Genomic DNA, 18,767 nt, shown 5'->3' with positions numbered 1-18,767 from the left:
AGATGAAAATAAAACAAAATCAACAGCTTACGCGTCAAAAAAGTCAGCAATACTGACCCGGATGCTGCAGCCGCAAACACCCCGGAACACCCAAAACACCCCGCCACAGGACTTACCCACAGACCAGTCCAGCTTATCCACAGACCCGCAGCCAGGAATCACAGCAAATCACCCCAGAAAACGAGTCGCCACGGACAAAGCCCGAAAGAGAACAGCACAAAACAAAAAGACGGCCCAAACAGGACCGCCTTCCTATTCAATCAGTTTGCCCTTCAGCCTTCGAGGTTACTCAAACCCTTCGAAAGGCTGCTGCGAAGGCCGGCGTCCTCCATATGCAGCCGCAGCCGTTGGTTATAGCCTCCCGGGGTGTTCAGTGCTTCGATCAGTTCCGCGCAGCCCGAAGCCTGCAGGCTGGCCGACACCAGCATCCGCAAAAAGGCCTCGCCCTGCGCCTTGTCTGAGACCCGATCGCCGAGCCATTCCGCTGCATCCCCCACCAGGCGCGCCGCTGGTGAGAGCACAGCCTGAGCTGACAGATACGCATTCAGTTCTCCCTCATCCTTAAGCACAAAGATCTGATTGTCCGGCTCGAAGAGACTGCCAAGCAGCGCGGTATTCCCCAGCGCCATGACCGGAGAGCCGCCCTGTGCGATGCCCGGAAAGGGGATCATAACTGCAACGGCTTCAGCCGGCGCGGTCAGTTCTGCCACGCGGCCAAGATCCGCACCGGCCATGAGGGAGACCACCTGCTGATCTTCGCGGAAGACCAGCTCCTTCAGAATGCCCTCAGCGGACTCAGCCATCAAGCCGAGGAAGATCACATCGCTGGCGTCGATCACTGCCTGGTTTCCAGTAACGGTCACATCCTCGAAAGCCTCAGCAAGCGCCGCGGACTGCGCCTTGCCGCGTTCCGAAACCGTGATCTGGTGGCCCTTGCCCGCCAGTCCCCGCACCACGGCAGAAGCAATGGTGCCGCATCCCAAAAATCCCAAACGCATATCAGATGTCCTTCATCAGCCGCAGCGCATCATAAACCGCCGCATGGGTGTTGCGGGCAGAAACCGCATCACCGATGCGGAACAGCTGGAACTGCCCTTGCGGGTTGGAGACTATCTTCTGCGGGCGGCCCGCAATCAGTGCCCCTTGTTCGATCTCACCGCGATTGGACGACTGTTCCTTAAGGTCGAAGTACAGGTCATCCAGCGGCAGCGTCCCGTAGTTGAGAACCACCTGATCATAACCGGCCTCATACACATCACCGCTGTAGTCTGTCCCGATGGAAGCTGTCAGCTTATTGCCGGTCCGCGCTACCTCCAGCAAGCGGCGGGTCACGGTGAAGGTAACGTCCTTGTCCTGCAGCGCCCGCATGTAGGGCACCAGGTTCATCGCCATGATGTCCGGGGCAAAGGTCCGGTCAGGCGTCATCACTTCTACTCTGGCACCAGCATTGGCGGCGATCTCTGCTGCCATCAGCCCAGGATGGTCGCCGCTCTCGTCATAAATCAGCACATTTGCGGCCGGTTTCACGTCACCGGAAATAATGTCCCAGGCAGAGACTACATGCGAAGCCTCGCCACGGGTTTCGAACAGTTCGGTGTTTGGCAAACCTCCCGTCGCGACGATGACCACATCCGGGTTCAGCGCTGTCACGTCTGCGGCCTCAGCCCAAGTGCTGAAGCGGAACTCCACGTCCCGCGCGGCGCATTGAGCCATGCGCCAATCAATGATCCCGATCATTTCTGCCCGGCGCGGGTTCTGCGCTGTCAGGCGGATTTGGCCGCCCGGCTCGGCCGCAGCTTCAAACACGGTGACATGATGACCGCGCTCTGCCGCCACCCGCGCAGCCTCAAGCCCGGCGGGTCCGGCACCAACGATCACAATCTTCTTGCTGGCCTTAGCAGGCGCAATTTCATGCGGCATCGTCAACTCGCGGCCCGTCGCTGCATTGTGAATGCACAGCGCATCCCCCGCTTGATAGATCCGGTCCAGGCAATAGGTGGCCCCCACACAGGGGCGGATCTCATCCTCGCGCCCTTCCATGATCTTCTTCACCACATGCGGATCAGCCATATGAGCGCGGGTCATGCCAACCATGTCCAAAAGCCCCGCGGCAACCGCATGGCGGGCAGTTGCCACATCCGGGATGCGGGCGGCGTGGAATGTGGGCATGCCTGTTGCCTTCTTCACCTCTCCGGCAAAATCCAGATGCGGGGCTGATTTCATGCCCTGAACCGGGATCACATCGGTCATCGCAGGATCAGTATGGATGCGGCCACGGATCACGTTCAGAAAATCCACCATACCGCTGCCCGCCAGGCGCTTGGATATCTCAAGGCCTTCTTGCGGAGTGATGCCACCCTTCTGCGCCTCATCCGCCGTGTAGCGCAGGCCGACGATGAATTCCTCTCCGACCCGGTCCCGCACGGCCTGCAGCACGTCCATCGGGAATTTCATCCGGCTCTCCAGCGTCTGGCCGCCGTATGGCCCGTCCAGATCATTGGTCAGCGGCGACCAGAACTGATCCATCAGATGGCCATAGACCTGGAGTTCGATCCCATCCATCCCGCCTTCTTTCATCCGCTCTGCTGCATCGGCGAAATCGCTGATGATCCGGGCGATATCCCAATCCTCGGCCAGTTTCGGAAAGGCGCGGTGCGCCGGTTCGCGGTGCCTGGACGAGCTGACAGAGGGCAGCCAGTCGCCTTTGTTCCAGCCAGTGCGGCGTCCAAGGTGGGTAAGCTGGATCATCACGGCGGCGCCATGTTCATGCACCTGATCCGTCAGGCTGCGGATCCACGGCACCACCTCATCCTTGTAGGCAAGGATATTGTTGAAGACCGGCGGGCTGTCCTTGCTGACTGCAGCAGACCCGGCGGTCATCGTCAGCGCCACGCCCGCCTTGGCCCGTTCCGCGTGATAGGCGGCATAGCGTGCCTTGGGCATCCCGTCTTCCGGATATGCCGGTTCATGACTGGTGGTCATGATCCGGTTGCGAAGCGTCAGGTGCTTCAGCTGATAGGGCTGCAGCAGCGGGTCCTTGGACATGATGCGGGTCTCCTGGAACGATGTCTGGGCAAGCGCGGCATTGGCGAGTCGCCAACCGTTCTTGACATATGTGTCAATTAAACATTCATACCTGTCAAGAAAAGTTGCACCCGCCCTGCCCCGCTGTTATGGCTGCCACATGGACACTCAGGACATTACCCGCACCCGGCTGGGTGACGAAGACTGGCTATCAGCCGCTTACGAAGTATTGACCGAGAGCGGCGTGGAAGCCGTGAAGGTGATGCCTCTGGCCAAGCGGCTTGGCGTGGCCCGCACCAGTTTCTACTGGCACTTCAAAGACCGCGAGGCGCTGCTGGAGGCGATGGTGCGGCGCTGGGAGGAAAAGAACACCGGCAACCTGATCGCCCGGTCCGAGGCTTATGCGGAAACCATTGCCGAGGCGCTGTTCAACCTGTTTGACTGCTGGATTGATGCAGGCCTGTTCGACTCCCGGCTGGATCTGGCGATCCGCAATTGGGCGCGCAACGATCCTGACCTGCAGGCACGGCTGGACCAAGCCGATACCCGGCGTGAGAAGGCACTAACAGAGATGTTCATCCGCTTTGGTTTCGACGCCGGCGTCGCACTGATCCGCGCCCGGGCGATGATCTACACCCAGATCGGCTATATCTCGATGCAGGTACACGAAAGCACGGAATACCGGATTTCACTTATGCCCGGCTGGGTTGAGGTTTTCACCGGCGCGCCGCCGTCAAAGCGGGATCTGGACCGTTTTTTGGCCCGCCACAGCTGATGTAACTTACCCTCGGAACACAGGCCGGCCGCCTGCCTCAGATATTCCGCTGGATAACCTCAAACGCAAAACGGGCGCGAAGCCATCAGCTCCGCGCCCGTTCTGATCTCGCTCACACGCGGCCGGGATTACTCGGCAGCGATCTGGCTTTCTACCTTCTCAACCCGGACAGCCGAAAACTTGAACTCGGGGATCTTGCCATAGGGGTCGATAGCCGGGTTGGTCAGGATGTTTGCTGCTGCCTCGACATATGCAAAGGGCACAAACACCATGTCCTCGGCAATTGCCCGGTCAGCCCGTGCCATAATCTCAATCGAGCCGCGGCGGGTGGACAAGCGCACCATCTCGCCCGGCTCCACGCCCATCGCCCGTAGGGTTTTGGGGTTGAGAGAACAGTTCGCTTCCGGTTCAACAGCGTCCAGCACCAGGGAGCGGCGGGTCATCGACCCGGTGTGCCAATGCTCCAGCTGGCGGCCGGTGGTCATGATCATCGGATACTCCGCATCCGGCGCCTCATCCGGCGGGATCACCGAGGCCGGAGTAAAGCGGGCGCGGCCTTCGGGACGCGGGAAGCCATCGCCGAACACAATCGCCTGACCCGGGTCGGTCTCATGCAGCGACGGATAGGTGATGGTCTCGGTCTCCAGACGCTCCCAGGTGATGTTGTTCAAGGACTTCATGTTCAGCTTCATCTCGTTGAAGACTTCGCTGACGTCCTTGTAATCCCAAGGCAGACCGATGCGCTGCGCCAGTTCCACGGTGACTTTCCAGTCCTCACGCGCCTCACCCGGAGGCGCAACGGCGGGACGAACACGCTGCACCTGGCGGTTGGTGTTGGACACGGTGCCGTTCTTCTCATAGAGCGCCGAGGCCGGCAGGATGATGTCGGCATAGTTCGCCGTCTCGGTCAGGAAGATATCCTGAACGATCATCAGCTCCAGCTTGGCAAAGGCGTCCCGTGCGTGGTCGGCATCCGGGTCGGACATCGCCGGGTTTTCACCCTGAATGTACATGCCCTTGATATTGCCGGCATAGGCCTGGTCAACGATCTCGGTCACGGTGAGGCCCTTCTCGTTCGAGAAGTCGCCGCCGCCCCAGACATCGGTGAAGCTCTTGCGCACATCATCCGAGGTCACGGTCTGATAATCCGGCAGGAACATCGGGATCAGGCCCGCGTCGGACGCGCCCTGCACGTTGTTCTGACCGCGCAGCGGGTGCAGGCCCGCACCCGGCTTGCCCACATTGCCGGTCATCAGGGCCAGCGAAATCAGGCAGCGCGAATTGTCGGTGCCGTGAATATGCTGGGAGATGCCCATGCCCCAGAAGATCAACCCTGCATTTGCACCAGCAAAGATCCGCGCCACACGGCGCAGCTGGTCCGGTTCGATGCCGCAGATTTCCGACATCTTCTCGGGTGTGAACTGCTTCAGATGCTCTTTTTCAGCTTCCCAGTTCTCGGTCCAGCGGTGGATGTACTGGCTGTCATACAGTTCTTCCTCGACGATCACATGCATGATCGCGTTGAGCATCGACACATCCGCGCCAGGGCGGAACTGCAGCATCTCGGTCGCAAAGCGACGCATGCCCACGCCGCGCGGATCCATCACGATCAGCTTGCCGCCGCGTTTGGTGAACTGCTTAAAGTAGGTCGCCGCCACCGGGTGGTTTTCGATCGGGTTGGAGCCGATGATGATCGCCACATCCGCGTTTTCGATCTCGTTGAAGGTCGCGGTCACAGCACCGGAGCCAACGTTTTCGATCAGCGCCGCAACCGAAGATGCGTGGCAAAGACGGGTGCAGTGATCAACGTTGTTGTGTTTAAAGCCCTGGCGGATGAATTTCTGGAAGAGATAAGCCTCTTCGTTGGTGCATTTTGCCGAGCCGAAACCAGCAACCGATTTCGGATCCTCATCGCGCAGCTTCATCAGGCTTTTGCCAGCCAAATCCATCGCCTCTTCCCAAGTCGCTTCGCGGAAGTGGGTGGAGAGATTGCCCGGGTCGACATTCAGGCCCTTGGCCGGCGCATCGTCACGGCGGATCAGCGGCTTGGTCAGGCGGTGCGGGTGGTGGATGTAGTCAAAGCCAAAGCGGCCCTTGACGCACAGACGGCCTTCGTTTGCCGGGCCGTTGATGCCCTCAATATGCTTGACCTTGCCATCCTTGACCTTGAGCGAAACCTTGCAGCCGACGCCGCAGAACGGGCAGACGCTTTCGGTCTCGCTGTCATAGTCTTTCAGGTCGCCCTGACCTGCATCGTCCAGTACCGCAGAAGGCATCAGCGCGCCGGTCGGGCAGGCCTGCACACATTCACCACAGGCCACACAGGTGGACGCGCCCATCGGGTCGGCAATGTCAAATGTCGGATAAGCATCGTGGCCGCGTCCGGCCATGCCGATCACGTCATTGACTTGAACTTCGCGGCACGCGCGGACGCACAGACCGCAGGAAATACAGGCATCCAGGTTCACTGACATCGCCACATGGCTATCATCCAGCAGCGGGATGCGGCCTTCTTCCAGCTTGGGGAAACGGCTTTCAGTGACGCCGTTCAACTCGGCCATGTCCCACATGTGGGAGGACTTGTCGTGCGCCTCTTCCTTCTTTGGCTGGTCAGCCACCAGAAGTTCCATCACCATCTTACGGGCATTCTCAGCCCGTGCGTTATTGGTGGTGACAACCATGCCATCAGCAGGCTCGCGGATACAGGAGGCCGCCAGCGTGCGCTCGCCTTCGATCTCGACCATACAAGCCCGGCAGTTGCCGTCCGGACGGTAGCCCGGCTGCGGCTTATGGCACAGATGTGGGATCTTCAATCCGCGGCCGTTGGCGACTTCCCAGATGGTCAGGCCTGCGTCTGCCGTGACCTGTTCGCCATCGAGTGTGAAAGTGATTTTATCGCTCATGGCTTATACCTCCTCGGGGAAGTGTTTGATGGTCAGGCGGATCGGGTTGGGCGCTGCCTGGCCCAGCCCGCAAATCGACGTATCAACCATCGCGGCACTCAGCTCTTCCAACAGCCCCTGATCCCACTTCTTTTCGCCCATCAGCTTGACGGCCTTCTCGCAGCCCACCCGGCAGGGGGTGCACTGGCCGCAGCTTTCATCTTCGAAGAAGCGCAGCATGTTCAGCGCGGCGTCGCGGGCCGAGTCCTGATCGGACAGCACCACAACGGCAGCGGAGCCAATAAAGGTGCCATGCGGCTGCAACGTGTCAAAGTCGAGCGGGATGTCGTGCATCGACGCAGGCAACAGGCCGGAGGACGGGCCGCCCGGCTGGTATGCCTTGAAGGCGTGGCCATCCAGCATTCCGCCGCAGGCCTCGATAACATCGGTGATGGTGGAGCCGGCGGGCAGCAGATGCACGCCCGGGTTCTTCACGCGGCCCGAGACCGAATAGCTGCGCAGACCCTTGCGGCCGTTCTTTTCAACCGAATTCAGGCATTCCGGACCTTCGCGGTTGATCTTGCAGACCCAATACAGGGTTTCGACGTTATGCACGAGGGTCGGACGACCGAAAACACCCACCTGCGCTACAAACGGCGGACGGTGGCGCGGCTCGCCGCGCTTGCCTTCGATGGACTCGATCATCGCGCTTTCTTCACCGCAGATATAGGCACCAGCCCCGCGGCGCAGATCGATATAACCTGCCTCAACGATGCCGGCGTCTTCCAGCGCCTTGATCTCGGTTGCGAGGATTGCCAGCACCGCCGGATATTCGTCACGCATGTAGATAAAGGCTTTCTCGGCCTCTACCGCCCAGGCGGCCATCAGCATCCCTTCAAGGAAGACATGCGGGGTACGTTCCAGATAGTAGCGGTCCTTGAATGTGCCGGGCTCACCCTCGTCGCCGTTCACGGCGAGATAGCGCGGGCCTTCGTTGGCACGCACAAAACCCCATTTGGTTCCGGACGGGAAGCCAGCACCGCCAAGACCGCGCAGGCCGGCTTCTTTGACTTTCGCTTGAACCGCTTCCCAGTCGCCGTTGGCACGCAGATCTTTCAGCGTGGCATAACCGCCTTCGGCCTCGTAGGCCGCGAAGGTTTCGTATTCGGGGATATGCGCGTGGGTGTCATCTGCCGCAATCGCTGCTTCGACCTTTTCAACCGTGGCGTGGTCGATGTGGTTGTGGCCGATTTCCAGAACCGGCGCAGTATCGCAGCGGCCCATGCAGGGTGCGCGCAGCACGCGGACCTGGGAGGCGTCCAAACCGTCTTCCAGCGCCTTCTGCAGCTGTTCGGCGCCGGCCAGCTCGCAGGATAGCGAATCGCAAACCCGGATGGTCAGCGCGGGCGGCGGGGTCTCGCCCTCCTTCACCACATCGAAATGGGCATAGAAGGTTGCAACCTCATAGATTTCCGCCTGGCCTGTGCGCATCTCCTCCGCCAGCGCCCGGATATGCGCGGCGCTGAGGCAGCCGTATTTGTCCTGAATCAGGTGCAGGAACTCGATCAAGAGGTCACGGTTGCGCGGGCGGTCACCCAGCAGCTCCTGAACCTCGCTCAGCGCAATGTCGTCAACCTGGCGGCCTTTGGGCGTCTTGCGCCCTTTGCCTTTGCCGGACTTCCATACGCCCTTGCTATCATCCAATGGTGCCATGGGGTCCTCCAGTCAGCACGTAATTCAACCCGAAATGCCATCAAGAATGAATATCGTCAAATCTGGAAATTGGATTGCACGATAAGCTGTGCTTATCACGCCATTTGCGGCATCCCATCGTCCACAAACGTCGCAACCACCTCTTTTAAAGCGCGCACAGTTGTGAGTTCCGGTGTCCGGTCCAGAGAAGCGATGCAAATCTGCCGGGTTTGTTCCGGCTTGTTCAACGTCAGCACCCGGGTTCCGCCGAGGTTTCCCAAGGCTTGCATCAACGCACGCGGCAGAATCGTCGCCACCGAACCTTCACGTGCCAGCACCATCGACGCCATGAAACCGTTGGATTCGGACACAATCTCCGGCTTCAGACCCAGATCGGCAAAGATCCGGTCCAGAATGCGGCGGTTCTGCATTTGCTGATCCAGCAAGCTGAGCGGCAGCTCTGCCGCATCAGCCCAGCTGATCGCATCGCCCCGGTCCGCCACCATCTGCTCCGGCGCCAGCAGAACATAGCTTTCCTCATAGAGCGGCTGAACTGTCACCAGATCCCGGCCCATGCTGTCGGAATAGGTAATCCCGGCATCGATTGTACCATCATAAAGGCGCTGCTGAATAGCCAGCGATGTGGTGACTTCGACGCGGGCCAGGATCCGAGGATAGGCCAGATGCACCTGATCCACCAGCTGCGCGGCCCAAGCGGTGGCGGTCGGCACCACCCCCAGCACCAGAGTGCCAGTCACTTCGCCGCGGGATGCCGCAATCTCCTGCTCCAGCGCCTTGGCATCGTCGAGGATCGAGCGCGCCCGGCGCACAATCATCATGCCTTCCTCGGTCAGCCCTTGAAACCGGTTGGCCCGGCGCACGATGGACAGACCCAGCCGTTCCTCCAGATTGCGGATCCGCATCGAAAACGCGGGCTGCGAAATACCGCAATCAGCAGCGGCCTTGGCGAAATGCTGATGCCGCGCCAGCGCCGTCAGCAACTGAAGGTCTTTAAGTTCGATCATGACCAAACCTTACGCTGCCGCTGCCGCACCGCGCAATGGGATCTGCTGCGCCCTCAAGAGCCGCTGCGCGCTTCGGCCTGACGAACAGCGACGCCGAATAATTCGGTCAATTCTTCCAGGGTTTCCGCAGCGCTGTGCAACCGTCTGGTTAGATCCGGGTGCCCCGCCAATGCCTGCAGCAGCAGGCGTTCACGGACATCCTGCAGTCTCTCTGACACATGGCAGCCTTCCTCAGTCAAGCTGTAGGTGACTCCGGAGCGGCCCGCCCCTTGTTTGCGGGTCAGCCCGGCAGAGGCAAGTTTGCGCAAGGAATACTGGATGTTGGGAATGTCGGTCCGGTTGGTGGCCCGGGCCAGTTCCTTGATCGTTTTGGACTGGCCGCCCTTGCCGATCAACTGCAGCAGAGTAATCTCTGCACTTGCCAAGGACACGGTGCTGAGCAGCTCAAAACTGCCCGCTTGCCATCGGGTCAAACCCTCTCCCGCCCTTTGAATCGCCATCTCCAGCATATGCAACCCGCCATCCGGCGACATCTCAACAGCCGTGTCAGCGGCCAGGCCGGCAGTCAAACAAGATAAAGGGGAACGGTCGACTTTGTTATCCAACGAACAACTCCGGAAAAAATAAATTATAGCTGCCCTGAAAAGGCATGAAGACAGCGGATCAGAAAATGTCTCTGCCCATAGCCGCCTGTCTGGCAACGGCATGCAGTCAATCCCTGCATGTAGCGGCGGCGTCGGAAGTCCTTCTGAAAAACCTACTCAAATTACCCGCAACATATCCAACCAATTCCAAGAGATTTCAATACCCGGCGTCGCCATCTGTTGCGCAACATCGGCAACAAATAGGAGCATGCTCCGGTGACCCTCAGCTACCAGGCGACAACCATGTCGTGGGGCGGCATCTTCCCTGCGATCCATGAGCCTCCCCCAAAGAAGTGGTCCGTCCCTATGATTAGGAAACGGAAGACCATAGATGGCGACCAAAAGGCCCAAGCCTGAAAAGATTGTCGTGAAGTTACGGCAAGTTGAAGTCCTGATAGGGCAAGGCATGCCTCGGATAGACGCGATCAGACAGATCGGTGTGACTGAACAAACCTATTACCGCTGGAAGATCGAAGCATCGAACGCCATTGGTTCGAGAGAGATGCTGAGGGTACGGCGGAATGGGCACGGAACAACTCAAGGAACTGAAGCGGCTCCAGAAAGAGAACGAGCGTCTTCGCCGGGCCGTCTAGGATCTGACATTGGACAAATTGATCCTGTCGGAAGCCGCAAAGGGAGTGATGGCCGTCTAGGAATTGATCCTGTGGATCAATTCAGGCCTGAACGGGCGGAGCCCCTGAGCCCCTCGCGCCGCCGTGCTTGCATTGATCTTGTGCGCAGCCAGATGAAGGTTGGCCCACCGGAAATCATGAATACGGATCAGGGCAGCCAGTTCACATCTTTTGCCTGGACGAGCAGATTGCGCCGATCCGGCGTGCGGATCTCCCCTCTCGCGCATGCACACATGCGCTGCCGGGCAGCGGATGGATGGCAAGGGGCGCTTCCTCGATAACATCTTCGTCGAGCGGCTCTGGCGGTCGTTGAAATACGAATGCGTCTACCTGCACGCCTGGGAGACCGGATCAGAGGCGAAGGCGGGCGTTGGGAAATGGATCGATTTCTACAACCGAAAACGCCCACACTCCGCCCTTGGCGGCAAACCCCCAGCCGTGGTCTATTGGCTGAGAAAAGAAGAAACCCAAACCGATCAGCAGGAGCAGAGAGTAGCTTAACCTACGTCAAAACCTGTCCAAACATTGGGGAGTAGCTCAAAGTAAAAGGCACTGCAGCTGTTCCATTGGCGTCGATCTACGCAAATCGCCTGTGAAAACCCACTGTAAGAGCCGGAGGCGGGCGCTCGCTACCTTGAGCATTATCGGCAGCTTCGTCTCACCACACTGCAAAATTGTGAACGTTCAGCAAACCGCAGGAAAACGAAAAGGAAACTGCACCTAAACTCAGACAAGCAGGATTGCGGCCCCCACAGAGATCAGAACGAAAACACAAAAGCCCCAGCAAAGCAGCATTTTTGATCTGCGTGAGACGATCTGCTTGTTCTGAGGCAAGAGCGGACGTTGTTCCATTTCCCTTTCACCTGGTTTCAGCTTCAACAGCGCCCTTCGCCGAGCCTTTTGATCCGGTGTGAACCACGATCCCGCCTGCAGTGATGAAGGCTATCGCAGCAAAGATTTCCCAGCCTGGCTGACCCAACCCGAGCGCGAGCATGAGTATGGTGGAGAATACCGGAGCTGAGTACCCTAGGACGCCAAGCAGAGCAGCATGACCCTGACGCATACCCAGATCCCAGAGAAAAAACGCTCCCCCGGCAGGCCCCAGACCAAGCGCTGCAATGACCCAAACATCCGAGGCGCTCAGCGCAGGCAGGTCCGCCCCTTTTGCAATCCACCAGAGACCGCAAAGCAATGAGGAGGCAAAGCAGATTGTCGTCATTGCAGAGATAGCATCTGACTGATCATGGCGGCGCAGGTTTGAGAACAACGCCCAGAGAATGGCGCCAACAAAGGCAAGGCCGTAGCCGAGTGTCTCAGATAGCTGGAGTGCAAATCCATCTTTGCCGATCAGGATTAACACCCCGGCAAAACCAAGCGCGGCTCCAAGGTAACCCGGGAACCCGCTGCGCAGTTGGAAGAACAGGTTGCCAAGGATGATCAGGCAAGCAGGCCAGAGGTAATTGATCAGCGACACTGGGATGGGATCTGCGTGATGGAAAGCTTCCAGATAGGCCAAATGGTAGGCGGCCAAAAGCCCGGCAAACAAGAGGGTGCTGCGGTCCAGCAGACGCACTGGCTTGCGGCCCGTGGCGGCGCATATAGCAAGCCCCATGCCCGCCGCGATCGCAAAGCAGAACGTCAGGACCAGATAGGGCGGCAGGGAGGCTGAAAAGGCGCCAAGAACCCCCAATGTGCCCCATGAGAGAACCGCCAGTGACCCCAATCCTGTGTGCCGGGCCGACATCAGAAGACTTCGCTTCCCAGAACCGCATCCTGAGAGGGCTGCAGCAGGATAGTCTCACCAGCTTCGTTCGGGACACCCATAACCAGGACTTCAGATTTGAAACCGGCAATGTTGCGTGGAGGCATATTCACCACGCAGACAACGTGCCGTCCAAGCAGTTCTTCTTCGGAGTAGTTTTTGATCTGAGCGCTGGACCAGCGTTGGCCCAGCTCACCAAAATCTACGCAAACCTTGTAGGAGGGATTGCGCGCGCGGGTGAAATCCTTGACCTCGACGATCTTGCCCAGGCGCATCTCTACCTTGGCAAAATCATCATAGACGATCTCTGCTTTTTTCATGTCTTTATTCCTTACGACAGTGCAGCCAGAATGGCGGCTTCCGATCCTGCAGTGTCGGCGGTGCCGCCCAGATCGCGTGTCTTTGTATCAGGGCTTGCCAAAGAAGTTTCAATGGCTTGTTCAATCTCGGCCGCGGCGTCTGCTTCGCCCAGATGCTCCAGCATCATCGCAGCCGTCCAGACAGCAGCAACAGGATTGGCGACGCCTTTGCCTGCGATGTCAGGCGCCGAGCCATGGACCGGTTCAAACATCGAAGGGTATTTGCCCTCCGGGTTGATGTTGGCCGAGGGCGCGATACCGATCGATCCAGCGACAGCCGGACCCAGGTCGGACAGGATGTCGCCAAAGAGGTTCGAGGCCACAACCACGTCGAACCAATCCGGATGCAGGACAAAGTTCGCGGTCATGATGTCAATATGGAACTGAGCCGTATCAATGCCCGGATGGCGCTCGGCTGCGGCAGCAAAACGTTCGTCCCAGAACGGCATGGTGTGAATGATTCCATTCGACTTGGTAGCCGAAGACACATGTTTGCGTTTACGGGTTTTAGCTACGTTGAACGCATAGTCCATGATCCGGTCCGTGCCGCGGCGGGTCAGGATGCTTTCCTGAATGGCGGCCTCGTTTTCCGTGCCTTGATAGACGCGCCCGCCGATCTCGGAGTATTCCCCCTCGACGTTTTCGCGCACGATGATCATGTCGATATCATCGGAACCACGCCCGGCCAGGGGCGAGGTAATGCCCTTCAGCAGGCGCACAGGCCGGACATTGGCGTATTGATCCAATTCGCGGCGCAGCGGGATCAACAGACCCCAAAGCGACACGTGATCCGGAACACCGGGAAAGCCGACGGCCCCCAGATAGATGCTGTCAAACGCCTTCATCTGCTCGATGCCATCTTCGGGCATCATCCGGCCCGTTTCGTGATAGCGTTCGCAGGACCAGTCGAATTCGGTCCAGTCCACAGTGAAGTTGTGCTTTTGCGCCACAAGGTCAATGACGCGCTGGCCGACTGGCAGAACCTCTTTGCCGATCCCGTCTCCCGGAATGGCAGCGATACGATATGTTTTTGTCATAGCCAGATTTCCTTACGCGATGCCGCCGATATGCAGGGTTTTGACTTCCAGGTATTCATCGATACCCTGATGCGCACCCTCACGGCCCAGGCCGCTTTCCTTGATGCCGCCGAAGGGCGCGACCTCAGTGGCAAAGCCGCCGACATTGATGCCGATCATACCGGTTTCCAACTCTTCGCTAACACGGAATGTGCGGGTCAGGTCGTTGGTGTAGAAATAGGCCGCCAGCCCGTAAGGAGTCGCGTTGGCTGCTGCAAGCGCTTCTTCCTCGGTGTCGAACTTGAAGAGCGGCGCGACGGGGCCAAAGGTCTCTTCGTCCGCCACGATCATATCGGTGGTCACACCTGTGACGACCGCCGGGCTGATGAAGCGCGTGCTGGTGTCGTTCTGGGTGCCGCCAACGATGACCGTTCCGCCCTTGGCCGTGGCATCGTCCAGATGCGATTTGATCTTGGCGATGGCCGCCTCATTGATCATCGGACCAATTTCGACGCCGTCCTCAAACCCGTCACCCAGCTTCATGTTTCCAACTACAGCTGCCAGCTTTTCAGCGAAGGCATCGTAGACACCGGCCTGGACAAAGATCCGATTGGCACAAACACAGGTCTGCCCCGCATTGCGGAACTTTGAGGCCATGACACCTTCGACGGCCAGGTCCAGATCGGCATCGTCAAAGATAATAAAGGGAGCGTTGCCGCCCAGCTCTAGGCTGAGACGCTTCATGGTGCCTGCGCATTGCTCCATAAGCAGCTTGCCCACGCGGGTGGAGCCGGTGAAGGACAGCTTGCGCACGACGGAGCTGCCGGTCAACGCGCCGCCGACGCCTGCAGGATCTCCGGTGACAATGTTGACAGCGCCGGTCGGGAAACCCGCGCGTTCCGCCAGCACACCGAGTGCAAGGGCCGTGAAAGGCGTGAACTCCGACGGCTTGATAACGACCGGGCAACCTGCGGCCAGGGCCGGAGCGATTTTCCGGGTGATCATCGCCGCCGGGAAATTCCAGGGCGTGATGATGGCGCAGACGCCGACAGGCTGTTTCTGCACGATGATACGCCGGTCCTGAACCGGGCTGGGGATGGTTTCGCCATAGACGCGCTTCCCCTCTTCTGCGAACCATTTCACGAACGACGCAGCATAGGCGATTTCGCCTTTGGCTTCAGCGAAAGGTTTGCCCTGCTCCAGGGTCATGAGCGTGGCCAGGTCATCCTGAGCTTCCATGATCAGGTCGAACCACTTCTCCAGCAGTGCGCCACGATGTGCTGCTGTGGTTTTGCGGAAGGTCGCAAAGCAAGCCTCGGCAGCTGCAATTGCGCGGTGCGTTTCGTCGGAACCGCAGTTCGGCACAGTGCCGACAACAGAAAGTGTTGAAGGGTTGTCAACTTCGATCGTCGCGCCATTGTCGGCGTCGATCCATTCGCCCGCCACCAGGTTTTGCTGACGAAACAGAGAGATGTCTTGAAGGTTCATAATTTCCAACTCCAGCAGTTAGGAAAATCCTATCGGGTTTGCGCGAGGGGAAGTCTTGAATTTGCCAATCCGGTAGCATCCTGCGCCGCATTTGGCCGGGCTTCAGCATTTTGTGCGGCACCTTAGTCCCGGTCGACCAGGTCCTGGATCGGCACGCTATGCTTTTCGACAACCGGCTTAATAACGATGTAGGAGAAGTACTTATCGATGCCGAGGTTCCGCTCCAGAAGATCCTCCATGATCTCCTGATACTGGGACACACCGCGCGCGACAAACTTCAACAGGTAGTCATATCCGCCACTCAGCAAGTAGCAATCCACTACGTTGTCATGCTTGCGGATTTCGTTCTCGAACCTCACGAAGTCCTTGCGGCGGTGGTCGGCCAGTGTGACTTCAGTGAAAACCGTAACGTGCTCAGCCAGTTTCTTGAGGTTGATGACGGCCCGGTAGTTCTGGATGTAGCCCGCTTTCTCAAGCCGCTTTACCCTTTGCAGGCAGGGGCTGGGAGACAGTCCCACAGCCTCTGCCAAGTTTACATTGGTGATATTGCCCTGCGCTTGCAGGGTGGAAAGAATATTGATGTCGATCCGGTCGAGTTTCGGCGTCCCCACCATATTCTTCCCTCCTGGAGTTTAGCCAGCCAACTCTGCCTGATGTGCCTTGACCATGTCCATCATGCTATTGAACTGGAAGCCATATTTCGGCATGTCGCCGGGGTTCATGGTGGCGCCAAAACCTTCTTGGTCGTGGCGGCGGTAGATCCAGCAGTTGGACAGGCCATATTTGTTGGCAGGTGCGTGGTCATGGAACATGCTTTCTGCGGTATGCAGAATTTCATGCTTCTGAATGCCCTGACGTGCCAGCATCTCGATCATGTAGTCGAAGTTCCGATCAAACGGCTTGTAGCTGCCCACGTCCTCGGCGGTGTAGACGCCGTCGAAATGCACACCAAGGCGGGTGTTGGCGCCCGAGAAGGTGAGGTTGTCAGTGTTGGTCAGAACCACCAGTTTGAAGTGTTTTTTCAGGTAGGTCAGCGCCTCGATTGTGTCGTCAAACGCGGGCCAGTGACGTGCGGAACGGCCATAGGCTTCGCACTCTTCCCAGGTCACTTCGACGTTCCATTCTTCGGCCAGGCGGCGATACACCACGGGCAGCAGCTCGTAGTATTTCTTCGACGGCGTATAGCGCTGAGTCGTGCTTTCGTAAAAGGCATGCGCTTCGAGAATATCGTCGCGTGTCAGGCTGCGGCTCACACGGTCGGTCAGCGGCTTCAGGCCGGTGACCATGCCGGTTTCCCAGTCGAGCAGGGTGCCATAGACATCGAATGTGAGGGCTTTGAAGTCAGACAGTTTCATGAGGATTATCCTTCTACGTCCAGAATAGTGTCCAGTGTTGCACGAAGTCGGGTGATCAATAGATCCACCTCAGCTTCGGTGATACAGATGGGCGGGGCGAGCCCGATGACGTCATCGGCAAAGGCCCGGAAAATTACGCCATTTTCGTAGCCCGCTGCGGCAAGACGACCCGCAACATTCTTGTCCTTGGCGGGTTTCGCCTTGGTTTCCTTGTTCGAGACGATCTCAATGGCGGCCAGAAGTCCCTTGGCGCGCACGTCGCCAACAACCGGATGATCCAGCAGGGTTTTAAGCTGCTGTTCGAAATAGGCACCAACCTTTTTCGAATTCTCGATCATACCACCTTCATAAAGCTTGATTACCTCCAGCGCGACAGCCGCGCTGACCGGATGACCTGAGTAGGTGAAGCCATGGCCGAAGGGCACGCCCTCGGGCGCCGCATCTGCAATCGCCTGATAGATGGCATCCGAAACGAACACCGCGCCCATCGGCGCGTAGCCAGAGGTCAGGCCTTTGGCCGTGGTCAGAAAGTCCGGCGTTAGCCCTTCATGCTCGCAGCCGAACATAGGTCCGGTCCGCCCGAAGCCCGTGATAACCTCATCCACGATGAACAGGATACCCAACTCGCGGCAGGTGTCCTGCATAACCTTGGCATAACCTTCCGGCGGTACGATCACACCACCTGAGCCTTGGACCAGTTCCATGATGAACGCAGCAGTGTTTTCAGCACCAAGCTCAGCCACTTTGGCTTTCAGGTTGGCGACGCCCTGCGCGATGATTTCCTCATCTGAGATTGCTTCGTTGCGATACGGATAGGGCGATGCAATGTGGTGCTGCCATTGCATCGGCAGATCGAACTTGTCGTGAAAGACCGGCAGAGCTGTCAGCCCGGCCCCGTTCGAACTGGAGCCGTGGTAGCCCTTTTCCAGCGCGATGAAGTGCTTCTTGGCGCTTTCGCCGCGGGCGTTGAAGTAGTAGCGCACCATGCGGATCACTGTATCCACCGCGTCCGAACCGCCCAGGGTGAAGAACACGTGGTCCAGATCGCCAGGAGACAACTCGGCGAGCTTGGCTGCCAGTTCAATTGCCGGCTCGCTGCCAAAGTGGAAATACCCGGTTGCATAAGGCAAGCGCTGCATTTGCTCAGTGGCAGCGGCAACAACATTCTCGTGGCCATAGCCTGCGTTCACGCACCACAGACCGGCAAAGCCGTCGAGCAGTTCATTGCCTTCGGAGTCAGTCAGGAACACACCCTTCCCCGACTGCATGACAGTTACGCCCCGCTTTTCGTGAGCGCGGATTGGAACCACAGGGTGGAAATAGTGGGCCCGGTCTTTTTCGATAAGAGAGTTGGATCGCATCGGTTTCTTTCCCGTATGAGCTTTCAATTGAGGGTAAGGGAAACTGCCGGAAGGAAAGTGCGTTTTGCAGCTGGGAACGGCATTTTCAGCCGTCGTTTTTCCTTTGACAGCATTTTGTGCTGCATCTACCCGGCTGACTTTGCGGGAATTAAAGTGGATCGTGCTCTAAGAAGCCAGTTTTGCAGCATATTCTGAAAGTACACCGGATCATCGCGCCATTGGCTTTGGAATGCCATGCCGCGAACGAGGCACATGAATTCGTTCATCATGGCTTGCCGTATGTCTGCGCTACAGCCGAACGCCGCGAGTTCAACGTGCCAGACGTCATTGAGCGCCTCGTTGAATTTTTGGGATTCTGCAGCGACATAAGCCAGTTCTGTCTCATTCACGCGGGCCTCGGACAGATAATCCATGGACACCTGAAAGATTCCGCTTTGGTATCTTTCCCAGATGTACTCGGTAAGGGCTTTCAGTCGGTTTTGACCAGGTTTCAGCGCCCGAGTGAAACTGCGCAGCAGATCCGCCTCGCGGCAAAGCATCCCAGCATAGGCCGCCTGAATGAGTTCCTTGCGTGACGGGAAGTGGTGCAGCATCGCACCCCGCGACACGTTGGCCTGGCGCGCGATGTCTTGTGTTGACGTGTGCGCCAGCCCCCGATCAACGATCAGGAACTGTGCTGCTTCCAAAATCCGGGCCTGGGTCGCCGCGGACCTTTCGGCCTGTGTTCGCCGTGGTTTGCTGGATGCCGTCAT

The 18,767-nt window shown here is 58.5% G+C and carries 15 protein-coding genes and 2 pseudogenes; 3 read left to right on the top strand and 14 right to left on the bottom strand.

All coding sequences use genetic code 11. The annotated features are described in order from the left end of the window. Nucleotides 1–272: 272 nt before the first annotated feature. Nucleotides 273–998 carry an NAD(P)-binding domain-containing protein gene (locus ETW24_RS01380; RefSeq protein ID WP_129369431.1) on the bottom strand — a complete coding sequence of 242 codons (726 nt, stop codon included), beginning with the start codon at nt 996–998 and terminating at the stop codon, nt 273–275. A gap of 1 nt (nt 999) precedes the next feature. Beyond that, entirely contained in the window at nt 1,000–3,045 is a 2,046-nt protein-coding gene (locus tag ETW24_RS01375) for an NADH:flavin oxidoreductase (protein WP_129369430.1), read from the bottom strand. Between the two features lie 139 nt (nt 3,046–3,184). On the opposite strand from ETW24_RS01375, the gene ETW24_RS01370 reads away from it, so the two are divergent. Then, nucleotides 3,185–3,799: a TetR/AcrR family transcriptional regulator gene (locus tag ETW24_RS01370; RefSeq protein ID WP_129369429.1), complete on the top strand. Its 615-nt coding sequence runs from the start codon at nt 3,185–3,187 to the stop codon at nt 3,797–3,799. Nucleotides 3,800–3,927: 128 nt separating this feature from the next. On the opposite strand, the gene fdhF is transcribed toward ETW24_RS01370, so the two are convergent. The 4 genes from fdhF to ETW24_RS01350 form a co-directional block, all read right to left on the bottom strand. Further along, the gene (gene fdhF, locus ETW24_RS01365) at nt 3,928–6,702 is read right to left on the bottom strand and encodes a formate dehydrogenase subunit alpha (RefSeq protein WP_129369428.1); all 2,775 of its coding nucleotides are present in this window, start codon (nt 6,700–6,702) and stop codon (nt 3,928–3,930) included. Nucleotides 6,703–6,705: 3 nt separating this feature from the next. Continuing rightward, the gene (locus tag ETW24_RS01360; protein ID WP_129369427.1) at nt 6,706–8,394 is read right to left on the bottom strand and encodes an NAD(P)H-dependent oxidoreductase subunit E; all 1,689 of its coding nucleotides are present in this window, start codon (nt 8,392–8,394) and stop codon (nt 6,706–6,708) included. A 95-nt stretch (nt 8,395–8,489) separates the two neighbouring features. After that, the gene (locus ETW24_RS01355; RefSeq protein WP_129369426.1) at nt 8,490–9,398 is read right to left on the bottom strand and encodes a LysR family transcriptional regulator; all 909 of its coding nucleotides are present in this window, start codon (nt 9,396–9,398) and stop codon (nt 8,490–8,492) included. A gap of 53 nt (nt 9,399–9,451) precedes the next feature. After that, nucleotides 9,452–9,871, bottom strand: a complete 420-nt coding sequence (locus ETW24_RS01350; protein WP_254695672.1) for a winged helix DNA-binding protein — start codon at nt 9,869–9,871, stop codon at nt 9,452–9,454. Nucleotides 9,872–10,373: 502 nt separating this feature from the next. Here ETW24_RS01350 and ETW24_RS25300 point away from each other — a divergent pair. Further along, nucleotides 10,374–10,632, top strand: a pseudogene (locus ETW24_RS25300) (transposase); the annotation flags it as partial. Between the two features lie 131 nt (nt 10,633–10,763). Then, nucleotides 10,764–11,175: pseudogene (locus tag ETW24_RS25295) on the top strand (transposase); the annotation flags it as partial. Nucleotides 11,176–11,533: 358 nt separating this feature from the next. Here ETW24_RS25295 and ETW24_RS01335 read toward each other — a convergent pair. The 8 genes from ETW24_RS01335 to ETW24_RS01300 all read right to left on the bottom strand — a co-directional run bounded on the left by ETW24_RS01335 (nt 11,534) and on the right by ETW24_RS01300 (nt 18,767). Then, nucleotides 11,534–12,418, bottom strand: a complete 885-nt coding sequence (locus ETW24_RS01335) for a DMT family transporter (RefSeq protein WP_129369424.1) — start codon at nt 12,416–12,418, stop codon at nt 11,534–11,536. Beyond that, nucleotides 12,418–12,756 carry a tRNA-binding protein gene (locus ETW24_RS01330; RefSeq protein WP_129369423.1) on the bottom strand — a complete coding sequence of 113 codons (339 nt, stop codon included), beginning with the start codon at nt 12,754–12,756 and terminating at the stop codon, nt 12,418–12,420. The genes ETW24_RS01335 and ETW24_RS01330 overlap by 1 nt, the downstream gene beginning before the upstream one ends. An 11-nt stretch (nt 12,757–12,767) precedes the next feature. Continuing rightward, a complete protein-coding gene (locus ETW24_RS01325; RefSeq protein ID WP_129369422.1) occupies nt 12,768–13,832 on the bottom strand; it encodes a tartrate dehydrogenase in 1,065 nt (354 codons plus the stop codon). A 12-nt stretch (nt 13,833–13,844) separates the two neighbouring features. Next, complete coding sequence (locus tag ETW24_RS01320; protein WP_129369421.1) at nt 13,845–15,299, bottom strand: NAD-dependent succinate-semialdehyde dehydrogenase; 1,455 nt, start codon at nt 15,297–15,299, stop codon at nt 13,845–13,847. Between the two features lie 122 nt (nt 15,300–15,421). Beyond that, on the bottom strand, nt 15,422–15,913 hold the full coding sequence (locus ETW24_RS01315; RefSeq protein WP_129369420.1) for an Lrp/AsnC family transcriptional regulator: 492 nt from the start codon (nt 15,911–15,913) through the stop codon (nt 15,422–15,424). 18 nt (nt 15,914–15,931) lie between these two features. Next, nucleotides 15,932–16,654, bottom strand: coding sequence for a haloacid dehalogenase type II (locus ETW24_RS01310; RefSeq protein ID WP_129369419.1), 723 nt, complete (start codon nt 16,652–16,654; stop codon nt 15,932–15,934). 5 nt (nt 16,655–16,659) lie between these two features. Beyond that, complete coding sequence (locus ETW24_RS01305) at nt 16,660–18,015, bottom strand: aminotransferase class III-fold pyridoxal phosphate-dependent enzyme (protein ID WP_129369418.1); 1,356 nt, start codon at nt 18,013–18,015, stop codon at nt 16,660–16,662. A 125-nt stretch (nt 18,016–18,140) separates the two neighbouring features. Further along, a complete protein-coding gene (locus tag ETW24_RS01300; protein WP_129369417.1) occupies nt 18,141–18,767 on the bottom strand; it encodes a TetR/AcrR family transcriptional regulator in 627 nt (208 codons plus the stop codon).

Source organism: Leisingera sp. NJS204 (assembly GCF_004123675.1).
GTDB lineage: Bacteria > Pseudomonadota > Alphaproteobacteria > Rhodobacterales > Rhodobacteraceae > Leisingera.
Note: the sequence above shows the minus strand (reverse complement) of the source record. Positions and strands in the feature narration are given on the sequence as shown.